16 protein-coding genes are annotated in these 23,053 nt (G+C 47.0%); 12 read left to right on the top strand and 4 right to left on the bottom strand.

What is annotated here, in order from left to right; all coding sequences use genetic code 11:
- Positions 1 to 128: 128 nt before the first annotated feature.
- Together FJM67_RS15260 and FJM67_RS15265 are read right to left on the bottom strand one after the other, a co-directional pair.
- Complete coding sequence (locus tag FJM67_RS15260; protein WP_140591090.1) at positions 129 to 527, bottom strand: type II toxin-antitoxin system VapC family toxin; 399 nt, start codon at positions 525 to 527, stop codon at positions 129 to 131.
- Complete coding sequence (locus tag FJM67_RS15265; RefSeq protein ID WP_140591092.1) at positions 514 to 747, bottom strand: FitA-like ribbon-helix-helix domain-containing protein; 234 nt, start codon at positions 745 to 747, stop codon at positions 514 to 516. The genes FJM67_RS15260 and FJM67_RS15265 overlap by 14 nt, the downstream gene beginning before the upstream one ends.
- A 191-nt stretch (positions 748 to 938) precedes the next feature.
- On the opposite strand from FJM67_RS15265, the gene parE reads away from it, so the two are divergent.
- From parE to FJM67_RS15310, 9 genes are all read left to right on the top strand, one after another.
- On the top strand, positions 939 to 2,837 hold the full coding sequence (gene parE / locus FJM67_RS15270; RefSeq protein WP_140591096.1) for a DNA topoisomerase IV subunit B: 1,899 nt from the start codon (positions 939 to 941) through the stop codon (positions 2,835 to 2,837).
- A 73-nt stretch (positions 2,838 to 2,910) separates the two neighbouring features.
- A complete protein-coding gene (locus FJM67_RS15275) occupies positions 2,911 to 5,364 on the top strand; it encodes a type I restriction-modification system subunit M (RefSeq protein WP_140591099.1) in 2,454 nt (817 codons plus the stop codon).
- On the top strand, positions 5,361 to 6,419 hold the full coding sequence (locus FJM67_RS15280) for a PDDEXK nuclease domain-containing protein (protein WP_140591101.1): 1,059 nt from the start codon (positions 5,361 to 5,363) through the stop codon (positions 6,417 to 6,419). The genes FJM67_RS15275 and FJM67_RS15280 overlap by 4 nt, the downstream gene beginning before the upstream one ends.
- Complete coding sequence (locus tag FJM67_RS15285) at positions 6,416 to 7,855, top strand: restriction endonuclease subunit S (protein ID WP_140591104.1); 1,440 nt, start codon at positions 6,416 to 6,418, stop codon at positions 7,853 to 7,855. The genes FJM67_RS15280 and FJM67_RS15285 overlap by 4 nt, the downstream gene beginning before the upstream one ends.
- Positions 7,848 to 10,475 carry a TrlF family AAA-like ATPase gene (locus FJM67_RS15290; protein WP_140591107.1) on the top strand — a complete coding sequence of 876 codons (2,628 nt, stop codon included), beginning with the start codon at positions 7,848 to 7,850 and terminating at the stop codon, positions 10,473 to 10,475. The genes FJM67_RS15285 and FJM67_RS15290 overlap by 8 nt, the downstream gene beginning before the upstream one ends.
- Entirely contained in the window at positions 10,454 to 11,605 is a 1,152-nt protein-coding gene (locus FJM67_RS15295) for an RNA-binding domain-containing protein (RefSeq protein ID WP_140591110.1), read from the top strand. The genes FJM67_RS15290 and FJM67_RS15295 overlap by 22 nt, the downstream gene beginning before the upstream one ends.
- Positions 11,606 to 11,615: 10 nt before the next feature.
- Positions 11,616 to 14,708, top strand: coding sequence for a type I restriction endonuclease subunit R (locus tag FJM67_RS15300; RefSeq protein WP_140591113.1), 3,093 nt, complete (start codon positions 11,616 to 11,618; stop codon positions 14,706 to 14,708).
- Positions 14,708 to 15,421 (top strand): M48 family metallopeptidase, encoded by a 714-nt coding sequence (locus FJM67_RS15305; protein WP_140591115.1) that lies wholly within the window; start codon positions 14,708 to 14,710, stop codon positions 15,419 to 15,421. The genes FJM67_RS15300 and FJM67_RS15305 overlap by 1 nt, the downstream gene beginning before the upstream one ends.
- A gap of 121 nt (positions 15,422 to 15,542) precedes the next feature.
- Positions 15,543 to 16,145, top strand: a complete 603-nt coding sequence (locus FJM67_RS15310; RefSeq protein WP_140591118.1) for a UPF0149 family protein — start codon at positions 15,543 to 15,545, stop codon at positions 16,143 to 16,145.
- A 53-nt stretch (positions 16,146 to 16,198) separates the two neighbouring features.
- Here the strand turns inward: FJM67_RS15310 and FJM67_RS15315 are convergent, their stop codons facing one another.
- A complete protein-coding gene (locus FJM67_RS15315) occupies positions 16,199 to 17,395 on the bottom strand; it encodes an amino acid aminotransferase (protein WP_140591121.1) in 1,197 nt (398 codons plus the stop codon).
- 138 nt (positions 17,396 to 17,533) lie between these two features.
- Between FJM67_RS15315 and FJM67_RS15320 the strand changes: the two genes are divergently transcribed.
- Entirely contained in the window at positions 17,534 to 18,709 is a 1,176-nt protein-coding gene (locus FJM67_RS15320) for a methyltransferase (RefSeq protein WP_140591124.1), read from the top strand.
- Positions 18,710 to 18,766: 57 nt separating this feature from the next.
- Here FJM67_RS15320 and FJM67_RS15325 read toward each other — a convergent pair whose 3' ends face one another.
- Positions 18,767 to 19,516 (bottom strand): SapC family protein, encoded by a 750-nt coding sequence (locus FJM67_RS15325; protein ID WP_140591125.1) that lies wholly within the window; start codon positions 19,514 to 19,516, stop codon positions 18,767 to 18,769.
- A 261-nt stretch (positions 19,517 to 19,777) separates the two neighbouring features.
- On the opposite strand from FJM67_RS15325, the gene FJM67_RS15330 reads away from it, so the two are divergent.
- Entirely contained in the window at positions 19,778 to 20,509 is a 732-nt protein-coding gene (locus FJM67_RS15330; protein ID WP_140591127.1) for a winged helix-turn-helix domain-containing protein, read from the top strand.
- Between the two features lie 174 nt (positions 20,510 to 20,683).
- The coding region (locus tag FJM67_RS15335) for an LEPR-XLL domain-containing protein (protein WP_140591129.1) at positions 20,684 to 23,053 on the top strand (2,370 nt) is incomplete at its 3' end.

Genomic DNA, 23,053 nt, shown 5'->3' on the forward strand with positions numbered 1-23,053 from the left:
CTGTCGCAAGGTTGAACTGCGTAGTCCCGCTGACAACGGGCAAGTTGCTTGATACTACCCTCGAAGCGGCTCAGGCACTCTTGAGTGCAGACAGTAATATGTCGTCTGAGCTGCCTCATGTGGCTTAATCAAGAATCTCCGCAGCTTGCTGCGCGAGAGTTGTCAAGTGTCACCACTGTCAAATCATAAAGTAAAGCGGTCGCAGCAATTTGCTTATCGATAGCATTTTCGTGATGGGGGACACGCAGTTTCCCCCAGACCTGAGCGGCGTCTTGATCAAAAGGTAAGATTCGGTCAGCGTAGTCAGAAACCAGCGAGTTTAACCATTGCTCCAAGCGTCTGGCCTGCTCATGATCGCCTCGATGGCGAATCATCTCTACACCACGACGTAGTTCACCAATGGTAATCACACTCAAGTAAAGCTGGGTTTGATCTGAGATAGCTTGCTGGAAAAAGGCGTAAACCCCAGGGTTCGCATTCACGCCCTTGCGCAGTTCGCTGATGATATTGGTATCAAGTAAATACATCCCGAGCCTCATCATCCTGTTGGCGGGTAAAGTCGGCATCCTCGCCAACACCGGGTATGTTTAAAAGAATCTCGGCTAAATTACGCTTTTTAGGGCGCAGTAGCACTTGCTCCAAGATGCGTCGATGTTCTGCTTCCGCACTGATGCCATGCAAGCCAGCTTGTGCCTTCAATGCCCGCACAATTTCCTCGTCTATATTACGTACAACCAAATTCGCCATTGCGGTTCCTCATGGAGACTTTGAGTAAAAAATAGCAAACAGCTGATCGCCGTGCAATCAATGATAGCACTCTAGTGTCGGGAACCGTTTGCCACTCACCCCGCCCCGTTATAGACTTTGCCCCAATAAATTTGCCTGTATTTCGGCGGTGTTCGGCTCTGTCTGCCACCGCCCATAACTTGGAAGTGCCCATGTCAGCAAAAGAATACAACGCTGGGTCGATTGAAGTCCTCAGCGGCCTAGAACCGGTGCAAAAACGCCCGGGAATGTATACGGAAACCACGCGTCCAAACCACTTGGCTCAGGAAGTCATCGACAACTCGGTGGATGAAGCTCTAGCCGGTCACGCTAGCCGCATAGAAGTCACCCTTTACAAAGATGGCTCGCTGAGTGTCGAGGACGATGGTCGAGGTATGCCAGTGGATATTCACCCGGAAGAGGGCGTTTCTGGGGTAGAGCTGATCCTTACCAAGCTCCATGCGGGCGGTAAATTTTCTAGTGATAATTACCAATTTGCCGGTGGTTTGCACGGGGTGGGTGTTTCGGTTGTAAATGCTTTGTCTACGTCCCTAGAAGTTTGGGTAAAGCGCGACGGTAGCCAACATCATATTGCCTTTGCCGATGGTCATAAGGTGTCTGATCTTGCTGTTGTAGGAACAGTGGGCAAAAAGAATACCGGCACTAAAGTCAAATTCACTCCAGATGCCAAATATTTTGACTCGGGTAAATTCTCTGTCCCGCGTTTAAAGCATCTGCTTAAAGCGAAAGCGGTACTTTGCTCTGGCCTGCATATGATCTTTATCGATCAAAGTGGCGCCCAAGAAGAGCGGGAAGAGTGGTTCTTTGAAGATGGCTTAAAAGATTACCTAGCCAAGGCCAATGAAGGCTATACCCTATTACCAGAAGAACCTTTTGTTGGCGCTTTATTGGAAAAAACTCAAGGCGTAGAGTGGGCCGTACAGTGGCTTCCAGAAGGTGGTGAACTGGTGACCGAAAGCTATGTGAACTTGATCCCCACAGCTCAGGGCGGCACCCACGTGAACGGTTTACGTACTGGCTTGCTGGAGGGGATTCGCGAGTTCTGTGACTTCCACAATCTGCTGCCTCGGGGCGTTAAACTGACCGCCGAAGACGTATGGGAACGCTGCAGCTATGTATTGTCCGCCAAGCTACAAGAACCCCAATTCTCCGGTCAAACGAAAGAACGTTTATCCTCGCGCCAGATCGTGGCCTTTATCTCGGCAACCGTAAAAGACGCTTTTTCATTGTGGCTCAACAAGCACGTGGAAGAAGGGCAAAAAATTGCCGAAGTAGTCATCAGTAGCGCGCAAAAGCGTCTGCGTGCCAGCAAAAAAGTAGTACGTAAGAAAATTACCCAAGGCCCCGCTTTACCGGGTAAATTGGCCGATTGTGCTGGGCAAGATTCCGCTCGCAGTGAGCTTTTCTTGGTAGAAGGGGACTCCGCTGGCGGTTCCGCTAAACAAGCACGGGATAAAGACTTTCAGGCCATCATGCCGCTTCGGGGGAAAATCTTGAACTCTTGGGAAGTCGATTCCAGCCAAGTGTTGGCCTCCCAAGAAATTCACGATATTTCCGTGGCCCTTGGAGTTGACCCGATGGATGATGATTTATCGGGCCTGCGCTATGGCAAAGTATGTATCCTCGCCGATGCGGACTCAGACGGTTTACACATCGCCACCTTGCTTTGTGCTCTATTTGTGCGCCACTTCCCTGCATTAGTGCGCAATGGCCATGTTTTCGTCGCTATGCCACCCCTTTACCGTATCGATATCGGTAAAGAAGTGCATTACGCCTTGGATGACGAAGAAAAAGACATCATCCTGCATAAAATTGAAGCGGAAAACAAACGGGGCACCGTCAACGTCCAGCGTTTCAAGGGTTTGGGTGAAATGAACCCATCCCAACTACGGGAAACTACCATGGCACCCGACACTCGCCGCCTGATCCAGCTAACCATGGATGATCCTACTGAAACCGGTGAAGTCCTCGACAAACTCTTGGCGAAAAAACGCTCTGGGGATAGAAAAGACTGGCTCGAAACCTACGGTAACCTAGCGGTGGTGGATTAGCCACCTCAGGTCATTCATACGTCCGGCGAATGAATCGCTCTATTATTGTTGCAGATGTTTTAAAGGAACCACCATGGCCATTAAGAAAACCGAACTTTACTCTTCCCTTTGGGCCAGCTGCGACGAACTGCGCGGCGGTATGGACGCCAGTCAGTACAAAGACTACGTGCTGACGATGCTGTTTATGAAGTATGTCTCCGATAAGTACAAGGGTGACCCCTATGGCATGATTGTAGTTCCTCAAGGTGCCAGTTTTGACGATATGGTTGCCCTGAAAGGCGACAAAGAGATCGGCGATAAAATCAATAAAATCATCAGCGCGCTGGCCGAAGAAAACGACCTCAAAGGCGTGATTGACGTTGCCGACTTTAACGACGAAGACAAGCTCGGCAAAGGCAAAGAGATGATCGACCGTCTGTCTAAGCTGATCGGTATCTTTGAAGGGCTAGACCTCTCTGCCAACCGCGCCGATGGAGATGACTTGCTAGGCGATGCCTACGAATATCTGATGCGCCACTTTGCCACCGAATCGGGCAAATCCAAAGGCCAGTTCTATACGCCGTCAGAAGTCTCACGCATCCTTTCTAAAGTGATCGGTATTGACAGCAATACCCCGCAAGATGCCACTGTTTATGACCCAACCTGTGGTTCAGGCTCGCTCTTGCTAAAAGCCAGTGATGAAGCACCCCGTGGTTTGAGTATTTTTGGCCAGGAGATGGACAACGCCACCAGTGCCTTGGCACGCATGAACATGATCCTGCACAACAATGCCACTGCTAAAATCTGGAAAGGCAATACCATTGCCGACCCGCAATGGAAGGAGGCAAATGGCGAGCTCAAAACCTTTGACTTCGCCGTAGCTAACCCGCCATTTTCCAACAAAAACTGGACCAGCGGCATTAACCCGAACGAGGATGAATTTGGCCGCTTTACCTGGGGTATTCCGCCAGAGAAAAACGGTGACTACACCTTCTTGCTGCACATCATTAAAAGCCTAAAAAGTACCGGTAAAGGCGCCGTCATTCTGCCCCACGGTGTCTTGTTCCGTGGCAATGCCGAGGCGCGTATTCGTGAAAACCTGATCAGACAGGGTTACATTAAAGGCATTATCGGCTTACCCGCCAACCTGTTCTACGGCACCGGAATTCCTGCTTGCATTATCGTGATTGATAAAGAGTACGCGAAGCAAAGAGCCCTCAGCGTAACTGGCGAAGCCAGTGAAAAACAGGGTATTTTTATGATCGATGCCAGCAAAGGTTTTGCCAAAGACGGCAATAAAAACCGCCTGCGCAGCCAAGATATTCACAAAATCGTTGACGTTTTTACCAAGCAGCTAGAAGTGCCGCGCTACTCGCGCATGGTTCCGCTCAGTGAAATTGCCGGTAACGACTACAACTTGAATATTCCCCGTTATATAGATTCCAGCGAACCGGAAGACTTACACGATTTAAGCGCCCACCTGCAAGGCGGTATCCCCAATGCCGATATAGATGCACTCGAACAATATTGGCAGGTGTTTCCGAGTATCCGTGCGACCTTGTTTGAAAATGATCGTGAAGGCTATAGCAGAGCCTTAGTCAAAGCCGCTGAAGTGAAAAGCACTATTTTGAATCACGATGAATTTCGCTCCTTTGCGCAACAGAGTCTGCAACCTTTCCAGCAATGGGCAGAAAATGCGCATCTGGAAGAAATTTATATTGGTGATAAACCAAAGGAATGGATACACACCCTGTCCGAACATCTACTGCAATCCTATACCGCCGTGCCACTGCTCAGTAAATACGACATTTACCAGATCCTGATGGATTACTGGGCTGAGTCCATGCAAGACGATGTGTACGTGCTGGTGCAAGACGGCTGGCAAGCCGGCAAAGTACTGCGTGAATTGGTGGTGAATAAGGGCGAAAAGCTTAAAGAAACCCCTGATCTAGTAATTGGTAAAGCTAAATACAAAGCGGAATTGATTCCACCAGCGCTTATTGTGACGCGCTTTTTTGCTGAAGAACAAGCTCAAGTGGATCACCTGCAAAGTGCGCTGGATAGCGCCAGCCAAGCGCTTGAAACTTTCCTTGAGGAAAACACCGGTGAAGACGGCTTACTCAACGATGCGCTAAACGATAAAGACAAAGTCACTAAAGCCACGGTGACGGCGCGTTTGAAACTGGCCACCGACCCCGATGAAAAAGCCGCACTCAAACAAGCTAAAAAGCTCTTTGATGCCGAGGCCGATGCTAAAAAAGCCCTAAAAGAAGCGCAAGACGCGCTGGATTTAGCGGTATTTCAGCAATACCCCAAACTCAGCATGGATGAGATCAAATCCCTGATTGTGGACGACAAATGGCTGGCAACGCTTGAAAGCCAGATTGTCGCTGAAATCGAGCGCGTGACCCAGCAACTGGCCAATCGTGTGAAAGAGTTGGAAGAACGCTATAGCGAGCCACTGCCTGCCATCACTCAATCGGTAGAGAGCTTAAGCGACAAGGTGGCAGGCCACCTAAAAGCCATGGGCTTGGAGTGGGCGGTATGAGAGATGCCAGCCCCGCAAGTGAAGCAAACACCGCCGGATTAAGCCGGCTGGTGGAGGCGATTGCTTGCCAGATTGAGCAAGCCAGAAACCAAGTTCGCCAATCAGTGAATAGCGCTATGGTGCAAAGCTACTGGCAAATTGGCCGCTTGATTGTTGAAGATGAGCAACAAGGTGAAAGTCGAGCCGCCTACGGCCAGCAGCAGTTGCATCAGCTGTCAAAGCAACTGACTGAGCGCTTGGGCAAAGGTTTTGATGTGACCAACCTCCGCCATATGCGGGCTTTTTACCAAGCGTTTCCAATTCGAGAGACAGTGTCTCTCGAATTTAGTTGGTCTCATTACATTCGTCTGAGCCGCATTGAAAGCGCTTCTGCGCGGCAGTGGTATCAACAAGAAGCCATTACTCAGAACTGGAGTGTGCGCGCACTAGAACGCCAAATCAGTACGCTTTACTACGAGCGCCTGTTAGCCAGCCAAGATAAAGCCGTCGTTGAGCATGAAGCCCAAGCCAATACCCAGCCACTGGCAGAAACTGCCAGGGATTACCTGCGCGACCCTTATATCCTCGACTTTTTAAACCTGCAAGATAAAAGTTACCAGGAAAGCGAGCTGGAGCAGGCCATTATCAGCAACCTGCAACAATTTCTGCTGGAACTGGGCAAAGGCTTTGCCTTTGTGGAGCGTCAGCAGCGTATCCGCTTTGACGACGAAGACTTTTACATCGATCTGGTGTTCTACAACTTCAAGCTCAAATGCTTTTTGCTGGTGGACTTAAAACTGGGCAAGCTTCAACACCAAGATATCGGCCAAATGGATACCTATGTGCGCCGCTATGACGAACAGCGTAAAGGTGACGACGACAACCCCACCATTGGCCTAGTGCTATGCAGCGAAAAAAGCGAAGCCGTGGTGAAATACTCAGTACTGGCCGGTCAGAAACAACTGTTCGCGGCTAAATACCTGCCTTACCTGCCCACAGAAGAAGAACTAAAACGGGAACTGGAGCGGGAACGAGCAGTGCTGAGTCTAGAGTTGAAAATGGAGAATGGAAAATGACAGAGCAAGCGCGTTCTCAAGGATCAAGGGTCAATCATCAACTTGCCACCGAAGTAAAGCAGGTGCCTGTTGGTTATAAGCAAACGGAAGTTGGGGTGATACCGGAGGATTGGGGTATTGTCTGCATGAGAGAAATTGTTAAAGACCATAGGCTTCCCTCTGGAATCTACAAGGATAAGCGACTTTACAGTACGGGAACAAAAATCATCAAATTAGGGGATGTATTTAATTTTGATGAGTTTAGGCCTGAGTGTGCTCAGCGAGTACAACTTTCTGAGAACGAAATACGCGCTTACTCTGTAGAAGTGGATGATATTTTCTTAGCTCTTGCGTCAGTAAAGTTGGAAGGGGTAGGAAAGGTCATGTTGGTGAAAGAGTTGGATGAACCAACGGCCTATGATCACAACGTTGCTTTGATTCGTGTTACTGCGGCGATGCAGAGCGACTATCTAGCTTACCTTTTTAAATCAGCGTATGTTCGTAAATTGGTTGCTCAGAATGCCACTCAAGTTGGTACAAGCTTTTTGAAAGCCAGCACCATCCTTGGCTTTGCTCTTCCATTACCTTCAACAAAAGAACAAACCGCCATCGCCAATGCCTTATCAGATGTTGATGCGCTGATCAGCGAGCTGGAAAAACTCATTGCCAAAAAAAAGGCCATTAAAACCGCCACCATGCAACAACTTCTCACCGGCCGCACTCGCCTGCCGCAATTTGCCTTGCGCGACGATGGTACGCCAACAAATTCGTCGGGAACGAATTTGGACTCCGGAACCGGCGGCCCGAAGGGCGAAGGCCACGACGGCCTTCGCAAAGGCACCAAGCCAAGTGAGCTGGGGGAAATACCGGCGGATTGGGAGGTTGTAACGCTTGGTGATTTAGTTGAAATTTGTAGTGGCGATAGTCCATCTAAATTTCAATTTTTGACCGATGGTGTACCATATTTCAAAGTTGAACAGCTTAACAATGGCTCGGTCTATGCTGATGAGACTCCCTATTATATTCAGACTTCGAGAGTCGTCCGCGCAGGGAGCATTATTTTTCCTAAAAGAGGAGCATCGATTCTATCCAATAAAATTCGAGTGTTAAAACGAGATTCTTTTATGGATACAAATTTAATGACATTGACATGTTCTTCTGAAATGGATGAGTTTTATTTACACAACCAGCTATTGTACCGCGGACTGGATTCTGTTGCGGACACTACATCTATTCCACAGATTAACAATAAGCATATATATCCTTACTTAATCCCTTTTACGGTAAAAGAAGAACAAACCGCCATTGCCACCATCCTCTCCGATATGGACGCAGAGATTCAGGCACTGGAACAACGCCTTGGCAAAACTCGCCAAATCAAACAAGGCATGATGCAAGAGCTGCTTACGGGTAAAACACGATTAATCAAGCCGTCAAAGGAGGTTATTCATGAGTGAATCTGTATTTGCATACGGAAGCCGCTGGTTAAAGGCCGACTTCCACCTCCATACTCGTGCTGATAAAGAGTTTACCTATAGTGGTGAAGAAAATGACTATGCTAACCAGTATGTTGCGGCGCTTGCGAATGCGGGAATTGGTATTGGGGTTATCACTAACCACAATAAATTTGATGTAGATGAATTTAAGGCATTGCGCAGGAAAGCTGATAAATCAGGCATTGGTTTATTGCCGGGCATTGAGCTATCTATTAAAGATGGTCAGGCCGGTGTACATACTTTGGTGGTGTTTTCTGATGAATGGTTTATCAACAAAGAAAATGAGAATTACATCCAAAGTTTTCTTAGTGTGGCATTTGCAGGCCAAGCAAACTTTGAACAAGAAAATGCACGCTCTAACCACAATATAGTCGATACCGTGCGTGAGCTGGATAAATTTCACAAAGATTATTTTCTCATTTTTGCCCACGTCGAAGCACCAAAGGGTTTGTGGAAAGAACTCGCACCAGGGCGAATAAAGGATTTATTTGATAACGCGACAGTAAGGCGTAGAGTCTTGGCTTTTCAAAAAGTGCGCACCCGCGATGAACGTGCGAAAATCCAGCAAGCATTAGGTTATTTGTATCCGGCTGAAGTGGAAGGTTGTGATGCCAAGAACCTTGCGGACATGTCGGCCCGTAAAGAGGCAAGCTACTTAAAGCTTGGTTCATTCAGCTTTGAGGCGGTTAAGTTTGCGCTGCGCGATAAAGCCTCCCGAGTCCGCGCCGAGCTGCCTAGCTATAAACATTCTTATATGCAAAAAATCCGCTTTGAAGGGGCGGGTACTTTGGGTGGCACAGAAATTTGCCTTTCACCTGAGCTTAATACCCTGATTGGCATTCGTGGCAGTGGCAAATCATCTGTGTTGGAAGGGGTGCGTTACGCGCTGAATATTCCCTTTGGTGATAAATCGTCGGATGTGGAATACAAAGAGGGGTTGGTAAAACACTTACTGCGTAGTGGCGGCAAAATTACCATCGACGCCATTGACCGCCGTGGTCAGCCCTATCAAATCCGCCGTATATTGGGTGAGCGCCCCGATGTCTATGTGAACGGTCAGTTACAACCGGGCGTGTCAGTGCGTGAAACGGTATTGCATCAGCCGATTTACTTCGGTCAGAAAGATCTTTCCAGTACGGGCGCTGGCTTTGAAAAAGATTTGATTGAAAAGCTGCTTGGCGACGCACTGGTGCCCGTTCGACAAAAAATTGAGCAAGGCCGGCAGCGGGTGGCGGATGCGATTAATCAGATTAAACGCCTCAACCGAGCGGCAACGCAAAAACAAGAATGGTTGCAGAAAAAGCAAGATGCGCAGCATCGGTTAGATTTTTATCAACGCTACGGTGTTGAGACTAAGCTTCAGAAACAGGTTGATTTTGATCGTGATGAGCGCAAAGCGCAGCAAGTCATTCAAGGTGCTGAGTATTATCTTTCTGAGCTCAATAGTTTTGTCGCCAGCTTTGAAGATGAGCTAAAAAATCAGGCGTTGTATAAATCTGCCCAAAACCAAGCGTTTTTCGATGATTTTTTTGCCACCTATCAGCAGTTGATTGCTGGATTTGATGGCATCAAGCAAACGGTACTAACAGGTCAAAGTACGGTTGCTCTGTTACAGCAGAAGCTGTCTGGCTTTGTGGAACAAAAGCAGGCGCTAAAAGAAGAGTTTGCCGAGATTGAACGCAAACTGGCCACCGAGCTTAAGCAAGCAGGTGCGCAGGCCATCAGCCCGCAGGAGTTTAAGCAGCTTAAAACCCTGTTAGACCAAGCCGAGCAAATGTTAGCCGTACTCGCCAAAAGCGAGCAGCAGTATGCGGATTTGAATCAATCCCTAGAGCGTGAATTAGCGCAGCTGAATGATCTATGGCTGGAGGAGTACCGCACTATTGAGCAGGTACTGAGTAAGATCAATCGGGTTGATTCGCCCCTTAAAATTGTGCCGCAATTTAAAGCGAATAAGGCTGCCATGCTTAAGCACATTCAAGATTTGTATCGCGGGAGCCGTATTCGTGAAGCAACGTTGCAAAGTGTGGTGGATGAATACAGTGATTTCGCATCGGCCTATCGCGACGTTGAAAAGCTGAAAAGCACGCTTAGCGGGTCTTTTGATACCTTCTGGCAGTATTTTGAAGACAACCTAGAAGCCTTGTTAACCTGGCAAGTGCCGAATGTGTTTACTATCGAGTATCACGGCAAAGCACTGGCGCACCACTCGTTGGGGCAACGGGCATCGGCGTTGATGCTGTTTGTGTTAAGTCAGCAAGAAAACGACGTGGTGATCATTGATCAGCCAGAGGATGATTTGGACAACCAAACCATCTATGACGATGTCATCAAGCTGATTAGAGAGCTTAAACCTTCTACCCAGTTTATCTTCGCAACACACAACGCCAATATTCCGGTGCTGGGTGATGCTGAACAGGTGATTGCCTGTGAGTATCAAGATGACCATATCGCGTTAGTTAACGGCAGCATTGACTGTGCTGACGTTCAGCAACGCATTGTAAGTATTATGGAAGGTGGTGCCGAAGCCTTCGAGAAACGTAAGCAGGTATATGAAGCATGGAAACCGAAGAACTCTTAGCCATTATTGCCAACGGTGAAGACTCAAGGCACCAGTTTAAGCAAAATATTACCCGAGCTGAGAGTTTAGTATCTGAGCTGGCTGCATTCAGTAATTCTAAAGGCGGTTTATTGTTGATCGGGGTTACGGATGACGGCGACATTCAAGGGCTAACCGTTGACGATATGGGGCGCATTAACCAGCTCGTTTCTAATGCAGCCAAGGATGTAAAACCACCGATTTCCGTTACCACGGAAAACGTTGCGTTACCCAGTGGTATGGTGATGGTTGTTGATGTGCCTGAAGGCATAAGCAAGCCTTATATGGACGGCAACCTACATGTCTGGGTAAAAAATAGCGCTAACAAATCCAAAGTCAGTGCGCGAGAAGAGCTACTGAGAATGTTTCAATCTTCTGCGTTGGTCCATGCAGATGAGATATCCGTGAACGGTAGTTCTGTTATAGACATAGACCAAGAGTTTTTTGACGCATTTTTTGAAAGGGAATACGGCGAACGAGTTGAAGACCAAGACGTATCTCGTGTTCAACTGCTTGAAAACATGAATTTGGCAAAGAATGGGCAGCTCAACATCTGCGGCACTTTGCTGTTTGCGTCACGTCCACAAATACGCCTCCCTGTTTTTATTGTAAAAGCGGTGGCTTTTCCGGGTGTTGATATCGAAGACGAGCATTATATCGACAGCCAGGATATTAACGGCAAGCTATCGGATGTGTTCCAAAAGGTTCTGGGTTTTGTGTTGGCTAACATTCGCTATGTACAGAATGAACAAGGCGTCAACTCAGTAGGTGAGCCTGAAATTCCGCGAATCGTGCTTGAAGAGCTTATTGCCAATGCGCTTATTCATCGCGATTACTTTGTATCCGCGCCGATTAAGGTTTTAGTGTTTGCTGATCGAATTGAAATCGTGAGCCCCGGTCACTTGCCCAATAGCTTAACGATAGAAAATATCAAAATGGGTAACTCGAATGTTAGAAATCCAATTTTGGCCTCGTTTGCGCCAAAAGTGTTGCCATATCGGGGCTTGGGGAGCGGCATAAAACGAGCGATAAAAGCCTATCCAGACATAGAGTTTATTGACGACAGGGCTGGAAATACATTTAAAGTCATTATCAAGAGACGCATAGAATAAGGACGTTAAAATGAGTAACGTTGGTCAGCGTGAGCGCGCTACCCAAAATCGTATTGTTCAGTTTTTTCAAACTGACTTAGGCTATCGCTATTTAGGCGATTGGCAGGATCGCGCTAATAATAAAAATATTGAAGTGGATATCCTGGTTGATTGGTTAAAAAAGCGTGGTGTCAGCGAGGCGTTGATCAATCGTGCTATTCGCCAATTGGATACGGCAGCAGCGCTGGGCGAAGGTAAAAAGCTCTATTACGCCAACAAAGACGTGTACCGGTTATTGCGCTATGGCGTAAAAGACAAAGCCGGTGCAGGCCAGCAAAATGAAACCGTGTGGTTGATAGACTGGAAAAACCCAGAAGCAAACGATTTTGCCATTGCCGAAGAGGTGTCCATTAAGGGCGAGAATAAGAAACGCCCAGACATAGTGCTGTATGTTAATGGTATTGCTGTGGGCGTGATTGAGCTGAAACGCTCTTCGGTGTCTGTCTCCGAAGGTATTCGCCAGAACCTCGATAACCAGAAGAAAGATTTTATCCGAAACTTCTTTACCAGCATGCAATTGGTGATGGCGGGTAATGATACGCAAGGCTTGCGATATGGCACCATTGAAACACCGGAGAAGCACTATCTTGAATGGAAAGAAGAGATAGAGAACGGGTATAGCCATAAGCTCGACTTTCACCTGAGTCGCGTATGCAATAAAGCGCGTTTTTTACAGATCATCCACGATTTTATCGTTTTCGATGCCGGTATAAAAAAGACCTGTCGTCATAATCAGTTCTTTGGTATTGAAGCGGCAAAGCGCCATATCTCAAGGCGTGAAGGCGGCATTATTTGGCACACGCAAGGTTCTGGTAAAAGCCTCACTATGGTGTGGCTGGCAAAATGGATACGTGAGAATGTCAAAGACGCACGTGTATTGATTGTGACCGATCGTACCGAGCTGGATGAGCAGATCGAAAAAGTATTCACCGGTGTTGAGGAAGATATTTATCGCACCAAAAGCGGTGCTGATTTAGTGGCGACACTCAACCAGCCCAATCCGTGGTTGGTATGTTCGTTGGTGCACAAATTTGGTCGGCAATCAGATTCGGAAAACGATGCTGCGACGGATGAGTTTATTGCCGAGTTAAAGCAGTCTCTACCATCGGATTTTAAAGCCAAAGGCGATCTGTTTGTGTTTGTGGACGAGTGTCACCGTACGCAATCGGGCAAGTTGCACGAGGCGATGAAATCCATCCTGCCAGAAGCCATGTTTGTCGGTTTCACCGGCACCCCGCTGATGAAGAAAGACAAGAAGAAATCGGTGGAGGTATTTGGCCCTTACATTCACACCTATAAGTTTGATGAAGCCGTGGCCGATGGCGTTGTGCTCGATTTACGCTACGAAGCACGAGACATCGACCAAAATGTCACTTCGCAGAAAAAGGTCGATGAATGGTTTGAAGCCAAAACTCGCGGCTTATCTCGATTAGCGAAAACCCAGTTGAAACAGAAATGGGGCACCATGCAAAAGGTGCTGTCCAGTAAATCGCGTTTGCAGCAGATTGTGAATGATATCTTGCTGGATATGGACACTAAGCCACGCCTGATGGATGGCTACGGCAATGCCATGTTGGTCTGCTCTAGTGTCTATCAAGCTTGTAAAGCTTATGAAATGTTCAGCCAAACGGATCTAGCCGGTAAGGTGGCTATTGTCACCAGTTTTCAGCCGACCGCTGCCAGCATTAAAGGGGAAGCAACCGGTGAGGGTTTAACGGAAAAGCTCTTTAAGTACGATATTTACCGCAAAATGCTTGCGGATTATTTCGAGCAACCGGAAGACAAGGCCGCTAACCGAGTTGAAGAGTTTGAAAAAGAAGTTAAAAAGCAATTTATTGATGAACCAGGACAAATGCGCTTGCTCATCGTGGTCGATAAGCTGCTGACTGGCTTCGACGCCCCTTCGGCTACCTATTTGTATATCGACAAACAGATGGCTGATCACAACCTGTTCCAGGCCATTTGCCGCGTGAACCGCTTGGATGGCGATGATAAAGAATACGGTTACATCATTGATTACAAGGATCTGTTCCGCTCGTTGGATAAAGCGATTTCTGATTATACTCAAGGCGCATTTGATGGTTATGACAAGGAAGACGTTGCAGGGCTGCTGAAAGATCGTTTAGAGCAAGCCAAGTTCGATTTGGATAATGCACTGGAAATGGTGCGCGCCTTGTGTGAGCCGGTAAAAGCGCCACGCAATACAGAAGACTACATTCATTACTTTTGTGGCAAGTCAGGTCAGAACCAAGACGAGCTTACTGAGAAAGAGGCACTGCGTTTAACGCTTTATCAAAACGTTGCCAAACTACTGCGTGCGTTCGCCAATATCGCCAATGAAATGCCTGATGCAGGCTATTCTGCGCAAGATGTAGACTCGATAAAAACAGAAGTTGCTCATTTTGAAAAAGTCCGTGACGAAGTAAAACTGGCCAGTGGCGATTTGGTAGAAATGAAACGCTTTGAGCCTGCCATGCGCCACTTGTTAGATATGTATATTCGTGCGGATGACAGCGAAGTACTGATGGATTTTGAAGAGCTAGGGCTTATTGAACTCATTGTCGAAAAAGGTGCTGATGCCGTAGAGGCTTTACCTGAAAGTATTCGTAAGAATCAGGAAGCCATGGCCGAAACCATCGAAAATAACGTGCGTAAAACCATCGTTGATGAAAACCCGGTTAACCCCAAGTATTACGAGCAAATGTCGGTGTTATTGGATGAGCTGATCGAGCTTCGTCGCCAAAAAGCGATTGAATACCAAGAGTATCTGGAAAAAATCCGCGAGCTATCTCGTAAGGTTATACGTCCGGAGCAGACAGCGGCTAACTATCCGCCATCGATGGACTCTAATCCAAAACGCGCGTTTTACGATAATTTTGGTCAAGATGAATTGCTGGCTACAAAAATAGACAGTGCCATTCGTTATACCAAAAAAGCGGATTGGGTGGGAGATCGCTTTAAGGAGCGAGAAATTGCCAATGCGGTGCGAGAAGAAACGGCAGGGTATGCGCTGGATATTCAGAGTGTAATGGAATTGGCAAAAGCGCAAAAAGAGTACCATTAATGCCTAAGGTAGAAATTGGTTCTATTGCGATGCAGTTAAATCGGAAGGCAATTAAAAACCTTCATATTAGTGTGTTGCCACCCGATGGGCGTGTGCGTGTTTCTGCTCCTGAAGCTATGACAGAAACCGCAATCCGGATGGCAGTGATCAGCCGCATTCCTTGGATCAAGAAACAGCAGAGTGATTTTGCCAATCAACCTCGCCAATCTGACCGAGAAATGGTTAGCGGTGAATGTCATTATCTGTGGGGCAGGCGTTATCGTCTCAATCTTATTGAGCGTTCCGGAAAGCATGAAATCAAGCTAGGTCGTGGTCGATTGCATTTATATGTTAATCCCGCAACAAGGCTTGAGAACAAGGCGCTGGTACTGAACTCATATTATCGAGATGCACTTAAAGCGCGAATTGCTGAGTTATTGCCTGTTTGGGAGGAGAAGATAGGCGTTACAGCTTCTGATTGGGGAGTCAAAAAGATGAAAACCAAGTGGGGCAGTTGCAACGCGCAGGCAAAGCGTATTTGGCTAAACTTAGAACTCGCGAAAAAGCCCCCAGAATGTCTAGAGTACATATTGGTACATGAATTGGTGCATCTGCTAGAACGAAATCACAATGAGCAATTTAAAGCGCACATGGATAGATTACTGCCGGATTGGCGGGAGCGGCGCACCTTATTGAATCGGATGCCGTTGGGGCACAATCACTGGGTATATTAATTGAGGGTATGGAAACTTTCCTATATCTGTCGGTCTTTAGTGACCTTTAAAAATTTTTATTTTTGCGCACTGTGACACTTGTTGCGTAGAATGAAAGGGTATTTTAGACCCGAGAAAAACCATGCAGGACGATCCAATAGAAACCGACGAGCTCTACGAGCAGCTCGATTACTTTCTTCAGAATTACGGCGGTGAGCGCTCCATTATGAGCGTTTCCGAACTGGACGGTTATTTGACCGCTATCGGTTGCGGTAAGGACTTATTACATCCCAATGAGTGGCTGCGGGCTATCTGGGGTGGAGACGATGATCAACCTATGTGGCCATCCATCGAGCGGGAAGAGGAGTTTCACAGTCTGGTGATGCTACTGCATCTAGAGGCAGTTAATGGCCTGATCAATGGCGATCTCGCTCCAGTTTATCTAGAGCACAAAGATAAAGACGGCAAAGTGACACTGATTGTTGAGGATTGGTGTGTTGGTTTTATGCGTGGGGCCAAATTGCTGGGTCTAGCGCAATCCCCTGACCGAGAGTTTATGGACGATGTAATGGCAAGCGTGCGGTTATTTGGTACCCCAGCAGGATGGGAGAAAATCGACGCAATGAGTGACGCGGAAGTCCGATTCTGGAAAGAGAACTTAGAACCTTCCATCATGCGCTTGGCGCAGTTCCATCACCCAGAGATTCAAATTCTAGGGAATGATGGTCCGAAAATTATCCATTAATCGCTAAAGAAACGCCCCTAAACCAATGGCAAAGGGGCGTTACTGAGTTTGTGTTAGCCAACGACTTTGGCGATGGCGTCACACAGGTAATCGATGTTGTGGTCACTGACACCAGCAACGCTCATGCGACCAGTATCGGCGATGTAAATCGAGTAGTCAGAACGCAAGGTGCGAACTTGCTCTAGGGTCAAACCAGAGTAAGAGAACATACCGCGCTGTTTGGCGATAAAGCTGAAGTCTTTGCTCACCCCAGTAGCAGCCAGCTTTTCCACTAATTGATTGCGCAAGCCATTAATACGGTTGCGCATTTGGGTTACTTCCGCTTCCCACAGACTGTGTAGTTCTGGATTCGTCCAAATGGTATGAACCACAGTGGCACCGTGGGCAGGTGGCATAGAGTAGTTGGCGCGGATTGCTTGGCCAATGATAGAAAACGCATTTTTTGCTTCAGTTGCGGTTTCTGCAATCACACTTAAGCCACCGCAGCGGTCACGGTAAATGCCAAAGTTTTTCGAGAAAGAATTAGCAATCAGCATGCTTGGAGTGCGTTCTGCCATATAGCGCAGACCGGCCATGTCTTCCTCCAAGCCATCGCCGAAGCCTTGGTAAGCCGCATCGATTAACGGTAGCAAACCGCGCTGATTAACAAAGTCAGTGATCACTTGCCATTGCTCGAAGGATAAATCCACACCGGTCGGGTTATGGCAGCAAGCGTGTAATAGCAGTACGTCACCTGCCTTGGTTTCGGCTTCTAGTTTCGCCATCATTTCGTCAAAACGGACACCGTTGGTGACTGCGTCGTAGTAAGGGTAGTGACAGACTTCCACATCGGCGGACCGGAAAATCGACTCATGATTTCCCCAAGTCGGGTCACTTACCCAAAGACGCGCGTCAGGTAAATTGGCAGAGATAAAGTCAGCTGCCACTTTCAACGCGCCAGTACCTCCCGGTGTTTGGGTCGACTGAATACGACCTTCCTTAATGATGGCGTTGTCTTTACCAAGTAACAGCTCTTGGATAATGGGTGCGAACTCAGCAGCACCGTATACCCCAAGGTAGGCTTTTGTTACCTCGTTATCTACCATGATCTGCTCGGCTTTTTTTACCGATTCCAGAATTGGGCAGCGACCTTCATCATCTTTGTAAACGCCAACCCCTAAGTCCACTTTCTTCGGATTTGGATCTTGTTGGTGGGCAACGATAAGGGCGAGTAGTGGGTCACCGGGTACGGCTTGTAAGTGTTTGAACATGGGCTTGTTTATCCTTCTCGATCAGCTTGGTAGTAACGCCAAAAACAATGCCGATATTCTGCCCCATTGCGGGTAAAATACAATTCATTCACCAGAATCTAGCCACGAAAAACTGTAAAAAATATTGCACACCTGACTATGACCATTCTCTCTGATGCTTTTTTCACCCTTGATCATTGGCTTAGCCGGCACCGCCAATGGTGGGATGTGCAAACCTTTCAGCAACTAGATTGGCCTTGGCGACAGACTCAACCGGAATTCTGCGAGTGGTTGGATGGGGCTGAAATAAACTTGAGTGGCGTAGATTGGCTATTAGAGCACGGTGGCATCACACCGCCACCGGACACAAGTTGGTTGCGGGAGGGATCCATGGCAACTTCTGTGATGAAGTTTCCGCCGAGAATGCAAAACGGCATCAAAGGGAGAAAATGGCAGCAAATTGAAGCCTTTTGCCAGCATATTCGCCCCGCTGGAGCAACCATAGAATGGTGTGCGGGCAAGGGGCATCTCGGTAAAGCCATTGCTCATCAATTTCAAGTGCCTGTGGTGAGTCTTGAGTGGCAGCAAAGTCTCTGTGAAGAAGGTCAACATGTTGCTGAACAGCTACAGTTACCACAGGGTTTTATTCATGCTGATGTACTCAAAGGGGAGGGGGATTCTACCCTTGCTAATGGTCATATGGCAGTTGCATTACACGCCTGCGGGGACTTGCACCGAGTATTGATTGAAACAGGCAGCGCATCAAAATTGCCTCAGTTTGCCATTGCCCCCTGCTGCTATCACCTTACCAGAGAAGAAACCTATACCCCCTTATCCAACGTCGGGCGCCATGCCAAAACGACATTGCATCGAGATAACCTCAAACTTGCCGTCAAGGAAGTCGCTACCGCTGGCGCCCGCGAACAGCGGTTACGTGAGTTAGAACTCACTTACCGCTTAGGCTTTGATAGTTGGCAAAGAGAGGCTCGCGACATAGATGAATACTTAAATATCCCCTCACTGCCGAAACAATTATTGAGCCAAGGATTTGGCGCGTTTTGCCAGTGGGCTATTGAGCAAAAGCAACTTCCCTTTTCTCTAAATGAAGCGGAGATTGATCATTACCTAACGATAGGACAACAGCGCCGCCAGCAAGTGGCTCGTATTGAAGAAATCACCCAATACTTCCGCCGGCCACTGGAGCTTTGGCTAGTGCTGGATCGCGCCTTGCGCTTGGAGGAGCAGGGTTATCAGGTGCAGGTGAAGGAGTTTTGTGACTACGCCCTGACCCCGAGGAATTTGTTGATCTTGGCGAAAGAAAAAACCGATAAGTGAGCAAATGCTCAACTTATCGGTTTAGGTGTTATTGCGGTATTAGCTACAGCTACGAACTTATTGCAGATTGCCTTCGGTTGCAGCTGCTGGGCTTTCGATAGCACTTACGCCTTGCTTAAGCAGAGCTAGACGCTCGATTTGAGAAAGCGATGTTAAATGAGAGTAGATAGGTGCTAGGTAGCGCTTCTCTTTGATCTCTAGGAACTTCTTGTCAGAAAGATTGTTTAGGCGCTCTTCGTTGATAACGTAGCAGCCAGTCACATTTTTGATTTGATCGGCAGCGCGTACGCGCATATTTAACGGTGTAAATAGGTTGTTTTCAGACAAGAAATGGCAAAATGCTTTGGTGAACGCTTCCATTTGCTGTAGTTCGCCTAGGTAGCGTTTCACATTTTCGATAACTGCAGTCGGTTCGCCATTTTCGTCGAATAAAGGCTGACCTTCTTCGGTGCCAACATAAGCACTGTCTTCGTCCACACAAACGGTAAAGCTGTCTTGCTCTGGATTTTTTGCAAGAGCAAATGGGTAGCGGCGGATGATTGCCGGTACGTAAGAAGCTTGCCATTTGCCGTTCACATCAACAAATAGGTTTTCACCAGCATCAAGACTTAATAGGGTGACTGGACGGAATTCGTCCTGAGCTTTGTCCTCAAGGAATACGATTGGGTAGACAGAAGCCGCACGCACGAACTCGTGCACCATCACTGATGCGATATGAAATTTGCTAGCGAATTCAAAGCTTTCGATAGCTTTAACTTTAAGGTTGGCGTGGTTTTCTTTATTGATAGGAGTAAGTTTAGTAAACATTCAAAAGCCCTTTGTGATACCTAGATCGCAATTTAGTAATAGAGCTGGTTAGCGGAGGCTGAACACTCACCGACATACCAACGCCGTTTCAATCTATGCTATTTATCGGAAAATGTCCTGTAAAAACAAGAAAAAATTGAGCGTTTCTTGTAAAAATCAAACGTTTGGTCGATTTTTTATCAGCTCAATTAAATTTAGTTAGTATTTGGTTGTATTTACGAATTGCCCTGTATTAGGATCATCAAATTCAATCAAAAGTGAATGCAACTACAAGGTATCAAAGTCGAATTCCCTTCTATGCTAAACACGCGCACGGTTCATTTTTACTACGACAGTCCAATGCCTGATTTGGTGTCTCAGCTTAACGCGAAGCAGGCGGTTGTGACTATGGTGCCAATAAAAGAAGTGAAAATAGATCGTCTTACTTCTTTGGTAGGAGTTCAGGCAGTCATATTAAAGACGTCGGAACGAACTCAGCTCCTAGAATGGATTAGACAAGTACGTATGCGCAGTGATGCTCTGGTTTTCGTGTTCGTAAATGATCCGTTGGAAGCTGAATTGGCGCTGCGTTGTGGTGCAGACGGCTTTGTCGACAAGAGTACTGATTACGGTTTATTTTCGTTGGCCTTGCTAAATGCTATTCAGCGTTTTTTTGGTTTGCCTAGACAAATGACCTTTGACTTTTTTAGTGAAGTTCCGGTGCCTGAGGTAGTTCTCGATTCGCAACGCCAGGTTTTAAGCGTCAGCGGTAAATCAGAAAATTTGACTCGTGCCGAGTTTATCCTGATGAAGCGATTACTGCAGAGTGAGGGTGAAGTGGTAACAAGGGATGTGTTACTTGATTGTCTAGCTGAAGAGGCAAACGTGAGTAGTCCTGGAACCTTAGATACGCTTATTTATCGTTTGCGAAAGAAAGTCGCTAAGCACACTCACAACCATCAGTTTATTGTCACTGTGCCTACCGTTGGTTTTCGTTTAGAGCCAATGCGTTAAGCTGGATAAAAAATCCTGTCATTCAAGTCTTGTACAAGACAACTCCTGTCCGATTGTTCTACATTCTATTGTTAGAAAAGTGTAAGAAATATTTGCGCCACGTTGTATTAGCAAACATTTTTTGAAAGAGGGTTTGTCCTCATTGCACTGGTAATCATTGGATAGGAAAGTTGTATGTTCGCCAAGCCAAAACTGCTCGCCAAGTTAGTTAAAGATGCTTTTAAAGTAGAAGCCTTAGAACCACGGATTCTGTTATCGGGAGACCCGTTATTTGGAGCCATGCAAGTCGCCAGTACGCGCTTGCTGGAGCCATCTGGCCCTCTTGACGCCTTTGCGGAGCAGTACACGCTTTCCACCTTTCAAAAGCTGAATCAAACAACTCAGCAGCAAGCGGGTATTTACGAGCAGCCAACTGCCGATAGCGAATTTAAAGTTGACGATGTGCCGTTTGACTTGGCTAATATCCAATCGAGCATGTACGTAGATGGTGGTGAATTCTTAATTGGCAGTGGTGAGGCGCTTGGTGGCAGTGGTAGCGTGCATCTTAACGTGGTGAATGAAGGCGAGCTTTCACCAGGTTATTCTCCAGGTCAGCAGAACTTCGATAGCTTAACCAACACCAATGATTCCTCTATCACCATCGAAATTGCTGGTTTAACAGCAGGCTCTCAGTACGATCAGATTAACATCGCGAACAATGTTGTCTTTGATGGTGCTCTATCTATCGAACTGTTGAATGGTTACAAGCCAAATGCAGGTGATGAGTTTTCTATCTTCAACTACGGCACCTATTCTGGTGCGTTTGATACGATTGATGGATTAGCTATAGCGGGTACTGATTTATATTTCGATGTTGAACAGTCAGCAACAGAACTTAAACTGGTTACCAAGGCAATTGATAGCGGCTCAACATTCCTCAGTGAAATTCTGGGTTCAGAACAGCTCAATACCTATGGTGAGATATTGAACATTGACTACTTCAATACTTCTGCCTCTTACACCTTTTCTGGTGACCTTTCCTTCTCTGGTTTTGACATTAGCGGTGATATCACCGTCGGATACACCTCAAATTACTCCCTTTTAGATACCAACAACACAGCGACTTTATTTGATGTTTGGAATCTTAGTGTTGAGAACGTAAACGCTAAAATGGCGGTGGATGACGTCTTCACACTGGATATTTCCGATCTAGATGTGGCGCTGAGCTACCTAACAACTAGCAGTAGCACGGATAATCGCAGTTGGTTCTTTATGGATGGTACGGCTACCTCGGCACAAACTGGGTTGCTCGACACTGTTAATCTCAAAGCCACAGATTTAACTTTTTCGTACGCTCAAGCAATTCACGATAACAAAGACGATCTGCTCAATTTGAGTGTAAACCCTATAAAAGTCGGTGAAATTACTCAAAGTAACAGCGAAAAAGACGCTTACTTCAATGTTTCCGCTGCGGCAGAGTTGAGTGTTGCGGGTCAAACGTTGAAGGCCGATTTTGGCATGGCGTTGAATCCCATTACGCGTGACGAAATTCGTGTTGATGTGGAAAATGGCTCAATTGCCCTAGCTGCAGGGACGGGGGCTACAGGGCTTGCGCTCAATGTCGATGATATTCATGGCGCGGTGTTAATTGATAAACGTGGCGTAGCTGGTGTGTTGAACGCTGGCAATATCACACTAAAACAGCTCGATGGTACGGCTCTACCTGGCATTAACATCAACAAAGTCAACGGTGTGAGTGTTGGCTTTAATACCATGGAAGAAGCGGTGGAAGAGACCATCGGTTCGACCTACTTTGATTTCAGTGAAGATAAATTCCACGATTTCTTTGCTATTAATGCCAATCTCGACTTGGGTCTTACCGCAGGTCCAGTAACTTATAATCTTGCTGGTCAATTTGGTTTCACCAAAACTCAGATGGAAATCGTCAGTGGTCAGGGGGCGCAAGATGTGCTGCTGATGTCGATGACGAATGGCGATACTTACTTAAAAGTGGGTGATGCACCGGGTGGCGCTATGTTGCGTCTTTCTGGTTTGCAAGGCGCTGGCTTGATTTCTAACATCAATGGTGAGTTTGGTGCTGCAGGTACCATGACTATTGGTTCAATTGCTTTAACCGAAGCTGATGGGGTCACTCCGTTAGTAGCGGGTCTGAGCATGTTGCCGTTGAACTTACCATTTGATTTCAACCTATTTGATTTAGATCCTAACCTTAATCTTTCCTTATCCTTGCCGGATATCGATCTATCCCTTGCCGCATTCCCATTTGTAGACTTGGGGGATCTTGGTCTACCAAGCTTAAACCTACCAGATCTAGATTTGGCAGCCATATTGCCAAATATCGAACTGCCAGATTTGTCTTTGCCTGAGCTTGGTTTTGCGTTGCCATCATTAGGTTTGCCAGACATCAATATCAGCTTCCCCAATGTGGATTTGAACTGGCCTTACTTGTCCCTAGCGGATTTGAACTTAGCCTACCCAGATTTGGGATTAGACTTCCCGAATCTGTCATTCCCTGAGTTGATGTTCGCATTGCCGCGTTTGAAC

The organism is Maribrevibacterium harenarium, assembly GCF_006385675.1.
GTDB lineage: Bacteria > Pseudomonadota > Gammaproteobacteria > Pseudomonadales > Marinomonadaceae > Marinomonas > Marinomonas harenarium.